This is a genomic window from Candidatus Woesearchaeota archaeon (assembly GCA_016928155.1).
GTDB lineage: Archaea > Nanobdellota > Nanobdellia > Woesearchaeales > JAFGLG01 > JAFGLG01.
Map to the genome: position 1 here is coordinate 1 of JAFGLG010000010.1, position 6202 is coordinate 6202.

General features: G+C 43.6%; 7 protein-coding genes. 5 read left to right on the plus strand and 2 right to left on the minus strand.

Annotated elements, in window-relative coordinates:
* Positions 1 to 96: 96 nt before the first annotated feature.
* Positions 97 to 660 (minus strand): hypothetical protein, encoded by a 564-nt coding sequence (locus JW968_05845; protein ID MBN1386466.1) that lies wholly within the window; start codon positions 658 to 660, stop codon positions 97 to 99.
* A 279-nt stretch (positions 661 to 939) separates the two neighbouring features.
* Between JW968_05845 and JW968_05850 the strand changes: the two genes are divergently transcribed.
* The 5 genes from JW968_05850 to JW968_05870 all read left to right on the plus strand — a co-directional run bounded on the left by JW968_05850 (position 940) and on the right by JW968_05870 (position 4303).
* Positions 940 to 1848, plus strand: a complete 909-nt coding sequence (locus JW968_05850; protein MBN1386467.1) for a protein kinase — start codon at positions 940 to 942, stop codon at positions 1846 to 1848.
* Between the two features lie 51 nt (positions 1849 to 1899).
* The gene (locus tag JW968_05855) at positions 1900 to 3177 is read left to right on the plus strand and encodes a hypothetical protein (protein ID MBN1386468.1); all 1278 of its coding nucleotides are present in this window, start codon (positions 1900 to 1902) and stop codon (positions 3175 to 3177) included.
* Positions 3178 to 3310: 133 nt separating this feature from the next.
* Complete coding sequence (locus JW968_05860; protein MBN1386469.1) at positions 3311 to 3553, plus strand: DUF2683 family protein; 243 nt, start codon at positions 3311 to 3313, stop codon at positions 3551 to 3553.
* Positions 3546 to 3833 (plus strand): type II toxin-antitoxin system mRNA interferase toxin, RelE/StbE family, encoded by a 288-nt coding sequence (locus JW968_05865; GenBank protein MBN1386470.1) that lies wholly within the window; start codon positions 3546 to 3548, stop codon positions 3831 to 3833. The genes JW968_05860 and JW968_05865 overlap by 8 nt, the downstream gene beginning before the upstream one ends.
* A gap of 179 nt (positions 3834 to 4012) precedes the next feature.
* Positions 4013 to 4303, plus strand: coding sequence for a hypothetical protein (locus JW968_05870; protein MBN1386471.1), 291 nt, complete (start codon positions 4013 to 4015; stop codon positions 4301 to 4303).
* A gap of 307 nt (positions 4304 to 4610) precedes the next feature.
* Here the strand turns inward: JW968_05870 and JW968_05875 are convergent, their stop codons facing one another.
* Positions 4611 to 5819 carry a hypothetical protein gene (locus tag JW968_05875; protein MBN1386472.1) on the minus strand — a complete coding sequence of 403 codons (1209 nt, stop codon included), beginning with the start codon at positions 5817 to 5819 and terminating at the stop codon, positions 4611 to 4613.
* Positions 5820 to 6202: the final 383 nt, after the last annotated feature.

Below are 6202 nucleotides of genomic sequence, written 5' to 3' on the forward strand. Positions count from 1 at the left end.
GGCCAGATGCGCTGGAAATGGCAAAGGAAGAGAATGAAGAAAGAGAAGCGCAAGAGAAAAGCCGGCAAGAAATAATTCTGGGGTTTAGCCTGATAATCATGCAGTTGACTGATCAGATCTTCTATAGGAATGATAAACCAAGCTGGGAGCATTGTCAATAGTTATCCTTGAAGGGGAGAGTGAAGCTATCCTTTCAAGCGAGATGTTCTGATACGGACAAGCGAACCTGCTCCTCTCGAGCAACCAATGCTCATCATGCACATTGCTTGTCCTTGCATCTGTCTGCCTGAATGATATCGACAGAGTGTCATAGAAAGCCCTCATGAACCAAGGCTGGAAAAAAAGCTTTTCAAAAAGCAATGTCTCTATCTGCATCTGCGGAACCCCGTGCTTGTGGCCGACTTCAAGTGCAAGCCCAGGTCCATGATGAGAATAAGTCATCACTTTCCTCGTGCCTTCACCGGTTTCCACCCCCTTTTCTCTCAGAAGAAGCATAGCTAATGCATGTACCTTATCAAAACGGATTGCTGATCTGTAGTGAGCCCTTAAATCCTCTAAAGACACGAACAGCTCATTCTTAAGATGGTCATCCAGAGCTGGATAATTATGAGTCCTCTTACTATCTTCCATCTGATTATCTATATGGGGGATGTAAAGCATTTCGCAAGGGGAAGTTGGCTGATTTATTAATATGAGCCAAATAACGAAAATGGTTTGACTATCTAATAGTTAGCCCTATCTCTGCCCTAAAGGGCGGAGTATTACGGGCTCACATTAATGTCAAACCATTTTCGGGATTGAAAATCCCGACCTAAAGGTGGGTATTATCCATCCCATAAAAATCCCGCTTGTCGAGATTTTCAATAATATAAATTTATAATATAGAAAATAATTATTTTAACCATAAAGTTTATAAATGGTTACCATGGGCAAGTGAATATGCTTCATACAATCCTTCAAGGATCAAGAATAGATGGAACTCCAGTAGACATTAGACTTGATTCAGTTGTGCCGAAAGGAGCGATGCTGATCTACACTGGAACAGACCTTGACAATGAAAATAGGCTTTTTGTCAAGGCAGAACCAGCGTCCCAAGCCGGCAAGAGCAGGATGTTCGACACAGAACTGCATGCATTGAGGGAGGTCAATGGTGATCCTAGGATTGTAAGCCTCTATGCTACAGGAGAATATCCTCGCGCTGATCCGGCAAATCTTCGGACAGGAAGATTCCTTGCCCTGCCGCTGCTGAGACCTGGGACAGACCTGGAGAAGCACGTCGAAGAGAATGGACCGATGCAAGCAGAACCTGCAGTAAGGATGATGGATGACATGCTTGCAGGAGTACAAGCATATCATGAGAGAGGGATAGTGCACAGGGACATCAAACCGGCAAATATCGTGCTCGACAGAAAAGGATGGAGACTGGTGGATCCAGGAGTCTCAAAATGCAAAGGCATCGCTGAGATTGTCGGCGGGCTGACAGGTACACCAGGATACATGGCACCAGAGATGATAGTCAGCAATGAGCTCGGTGATAATTTCTATTTGAATCTTCCATGGATTCCTAATGTTGCAAGAACAACATCAGTAGACACGCACAGTGATGTCTACTGCGCAGGACTTGTTGCATATTATGCACTGACAGGCATGGATGCATATGGCAAGACAGGATCAGTGCTAGGCCTGGCAATGAGAAACCTGAGCGGAGAATTCATACCTCTTGGGCAGACAATGATAGGGAAGGCATTGCCTCCCAGACTTGTTGATGTCGTGGATAGCTCATTGAGCATGGACTACAAGCAGAGGCCGACAGTGCCAGAGTTCAGGCAAGGCCTGAGAGAAGTCTAAGCGATCATTTAACAGCAATCCTTTAATACTTTGGCAGAATCCCCGGGACATATGGAAGAACCCGGCAGCATAAGGAGACTTGACCTGTATTTCCACAAGGATTTCGATGGAGTGATCAGCGCACTCGCCTACAAAGAGATGGTGCAGGTTCCCGGCTTGACTGTTGTGCCGAAGGAGGCGCAGTATGGAGAGATACTTAGTCAAGAGGTACCTGCTGGAGATATCAATGCTCTTGTTGATTTCGCAGAAGGTTTTGACGGTCTACAGCATCATATCGATCATCATTCAGGATCATACCAGGCCAATGCAAGCTGTATCACAGAGTTCTACCCAGGAGCAAAATCAAATGCAGGTGTACTGATCACAGAATTGCTTAAGCGCGGAGGCCAGAGCATATTACTCCTATCATTGATGGCAGAGGCTGCTGACTGCATAGATTCTGCTGGACATCATGAACTTGGATTCTCACACAATGAACAGAGACGATATATAATTGATGAAGAGGTGGAATCCTGCTGTGATATGCAACTCAAGATGCAGCATTACTTTGCACTGAACAAGACACTCATGGCGCTGAAGAACAAGCATGTCGGAAGCAAGAGGTATCTTGAAAGGTTTGTGCAGGATTGCGAAACATGGCATCCTGTCGAGATGCTGCATCTTGCTTATGAGCTGGCGCTGCAAGTCAAGGTCAAAGGAAAACCTTTGTTTGAGGGAAGCCCCAGAGAATTCTTTGAGATGCTCCAGAAGAATGGGGATGATTACAGGCATAGGTTCGGGCAGAGCGGCAAGCCTGTGTTTGACGACGGCATACTTGTGCTCAATCAACCCATCACATCAATGTTTGCACTCGGCAGCTATGACCGGTACGTTCCATTCGAAGCTTATCCAGACACAAGATTCCTCATCAATAACTGGCCAGGCATGGGACTATTGCAGGTGTCATGCAATCCAGCAAGACAGAGCGATGCTGACTTGATCTCTGTCGTGGAAGAAGGGATCGGTCTTGTGCTTCCGGATGCTGAGACAGACATGAGATTCTTCAAGAGGATGATTAAATCAAAGGCAGTCGGTGAGCTGATCCCTCCGAGGGCTGATCTTCTGGAAATACTCCTTGGTGATAGAGCAGAAGATATTGCTGGAAGGCAATTACGCGATGCTGAAGATGAAGAGCTTGAGCAATACAGGTTCAATGTCCTGGATCTCATCTCCAACACATACGGCGGGCATAGAGCGATCGCAAACATCCCACATCTTGGCGCTTATGGAGAGCAGAGGAAAGAAATGACAGACAGACTGATCGAGTTTGTTGTCGGGAGATTGGGGTAAAAATAGCCTTTTCTGTTCTTAGTCGGAAGATTTTCGGTTTTTTAAGCGAAATACTTAATAATCTGCCTTTCCTAGTGTGTATTATGGAAAAACATATAAACATGACATATATATCTGTATATGTGATGTAAATATGGTAAAAGCTATGATAGACATAACAGAAAATTCCAACAGGGTATTGAACATCGTCAAGGCAAAGTACGGCCTCAAGGATAAGTCTACTGCAATAGATCTGGTTGTCGGCAAATATGAGGATGCATTCCTTGAGCCGCAGGTAAGGCCTGAATATAAGAAGGAACTGATGAAAATACACAAAGGGAAGTTCAAAAGTTTTGAAAGCATCGATGCCCTAAGAAAGGAAATTGAAAATGTATAGAAGTGAAAGGAGCGATAAATTAATCAAGATCCTCAAGAAGCTCTTCAAGAAAGACAAAAGCAGGTATGAAGCAGCCTTAAACAAGATATGGGAAATATCTAACAGTGAAGACCCACATCACTACAAAAACCTGAGCCATGACATGAAAGATTACAAGAGAGTCCACATTGACAGCCATTTTGTCCTGATCTTTCATGTCGATGAAGGCAACAAGACGATAAGATTTTCCGATCTGCAACATCATGATTTCGCTTATAAGAGAGGATATTTCTTAAAGTAATCCGAAAGATTTTCGAATACAAAATTGGAAAGATTAATAACTGAAAGATACACAGATGTATGTGAAAATGAAATCTGAAATCAGCTGTTGGACATCATAAGAACATCTGTCCTTAATCAGGACAATCTCTTCAGCTGCCTGGAAAGTTGCTGGGGATGAAGGATGTTTGGAGGTGTCTGATGGTAACAAAGAAAGATAGAAGACATAGTGGTTACACAACTCCAAGGGCAACTATTTCTAAGAATGAAATTCTACATGAAAATATCTTCATAGATATTTTTTATGATGAATGGCAGAATTACAGAGATTGTTATCGGGATTGGTATAGTGATTTCAAGAAGATCAAGAATGTTAATAGAAGTGTGAGATTCTATTCTGACAGCATGTACAAGAAAAGGATGCTGATGAACAAAAAGCAAAAGATATTGTCAGGCAGAAGGAGACAAAAGAAGTTTAGATACAAACGTTAAGGAGCACAGGGATGGTGAAGAAGATGAGGAGTGGGAGAAAGAAAGAAGCTAGCGCCCTGAGAACACTTTCATGCTCTGGTAATGAGAGGGAGTTTGTGAAGATTATGCAGATTTTTAGGCGGCGCGGGCGGGATTTTCCACGTTCAGGGGTTAGAAACCATTTGAACCCGCATGAGATCTGGTTGATCCCACCGAGGTGGAAGCCACCGCGGTTTTTTCTTTATTTTATTAGAAAACTTATCTTGATATATTTTTCTAGAAAAAAACAGGTTTATATTCGGAAGAACCAGAACATTTACGACGACAATCAGATCTTCCTAACAATGCCCTTCTCAGCATCAACTTCCACAAGATCCCCGTCCTTAAGGATCTTAGTCGCATTCTTTGTTCCGATGATGCAAGGGACCCCAAGCTCTCTGGAGACAATTGCAGCATGAGAAGTGACGCCGCCCTCATCAGTCACAATGGCGGCAGCCTTTTTCATTGCAGGGACCATCTCAGGCCTTGTCATCGAAGCCACAATTATATCCCCCTCTTCAATGTTTGCCATATCATGGATCTTCAATAATCTTTTCACTCTTCCTCTGGCTTTCCCTAAAGAAGCGACCATGCCCTTTATCTCCTTCTGTTCACTGACATCCTTCTGAAAGAAATCCAAAGCCTCCTGTGCGTCCTCCCCTTCTGCAATCTCAAAACCTTCCTGGGTGTGGATACAGGCGCAGAGCTCATATCTCCTCTCAAACACCTTCTGGTCCAGATTTCCTTCAAGGATTCTAATGAATTCAGGATATATTGAATATTTCAATAATCTGAATGGGATGCCTGTCCGTCTCTCAGCATCCTTGAGGAACTCAAATTGATAGCAATTAGATATGAGCACATATTTTTTCCTTGTATCCTGGATCCTGAAGAATTCATCCATTATATAGAGCAATGTCTTGTGCCATCCAGACAGATTGTAAACCTTTATCAATTCCTGTTTCTCTTTGAGCTGCTTATCCCGGATATCCTCTGCATGACCTACACCTTTCCCAATATCCTTCTTGATCAGGTCCAGGAAATCATCTGGTGTCAGCCTGATGGCTTTTGCATAGTTGTTCTGGATATAGAAGAATCTTTTTGCATGAAGCTCAAGCTTTTCCCCGGGTATGGATCCTTTTTTCCTTTGCATCCCAATCAATTCTTCCCTCCCCATGCTCTCTTCCTCAATAAAAGAAAGATATCCTGTCGCAATAAGCTTAGGGAAAACTGAGGTGAAGTCCGCTCCAAGCACCTTCTGGAATTCAGGCACCAGATAACGGTCAGCATGCATCGATAAGGCATCACCGAGCACCATGAAATATCTGAACTCATCAACATAGCTCCTGTAGAAATCTTCGTATAGTTTAGAAAGATCATTGTTGGATAAAGAGGATAGATGGGTGTTGTCGATTTTCTCTAAGACCCTATCAAACGCTTTTATCTTCTCATGCCACTCTCTTTTCAGTTTTTCCAGATATTCAGGATCCTTCTTCATCCTTTCCAGGAATTCGTTCCTGATCCTGGTCAGGTCCACATCATTCCAATACCAATGCACATAATCCTGCTTGACAAAGAACAAGGTGAGTGTGCTTGCATCTCCGAAAAAGCCTTTCATGGCAGGGCCTGTCTCTCCGACAGGAAAGAAGGTGTGCAAGACACCATGGAAGCCCTTGTATGTCCAGGTTGACTTGTCTAATGAATAGGATTGTAGCAGTGACATATATCCAGAAGGAGTTATTCATTTATAAATAACTCGTTTCTCCGCAGATTCCGACAGAACCCACCACACCAGCTCTGTCATGGATGTAGGTTAGTGGCATCAGGTCAAAGTCCGGATGAGTGATTTTCTGGCTGACAAAGGGGATGCTCTCTGATAAA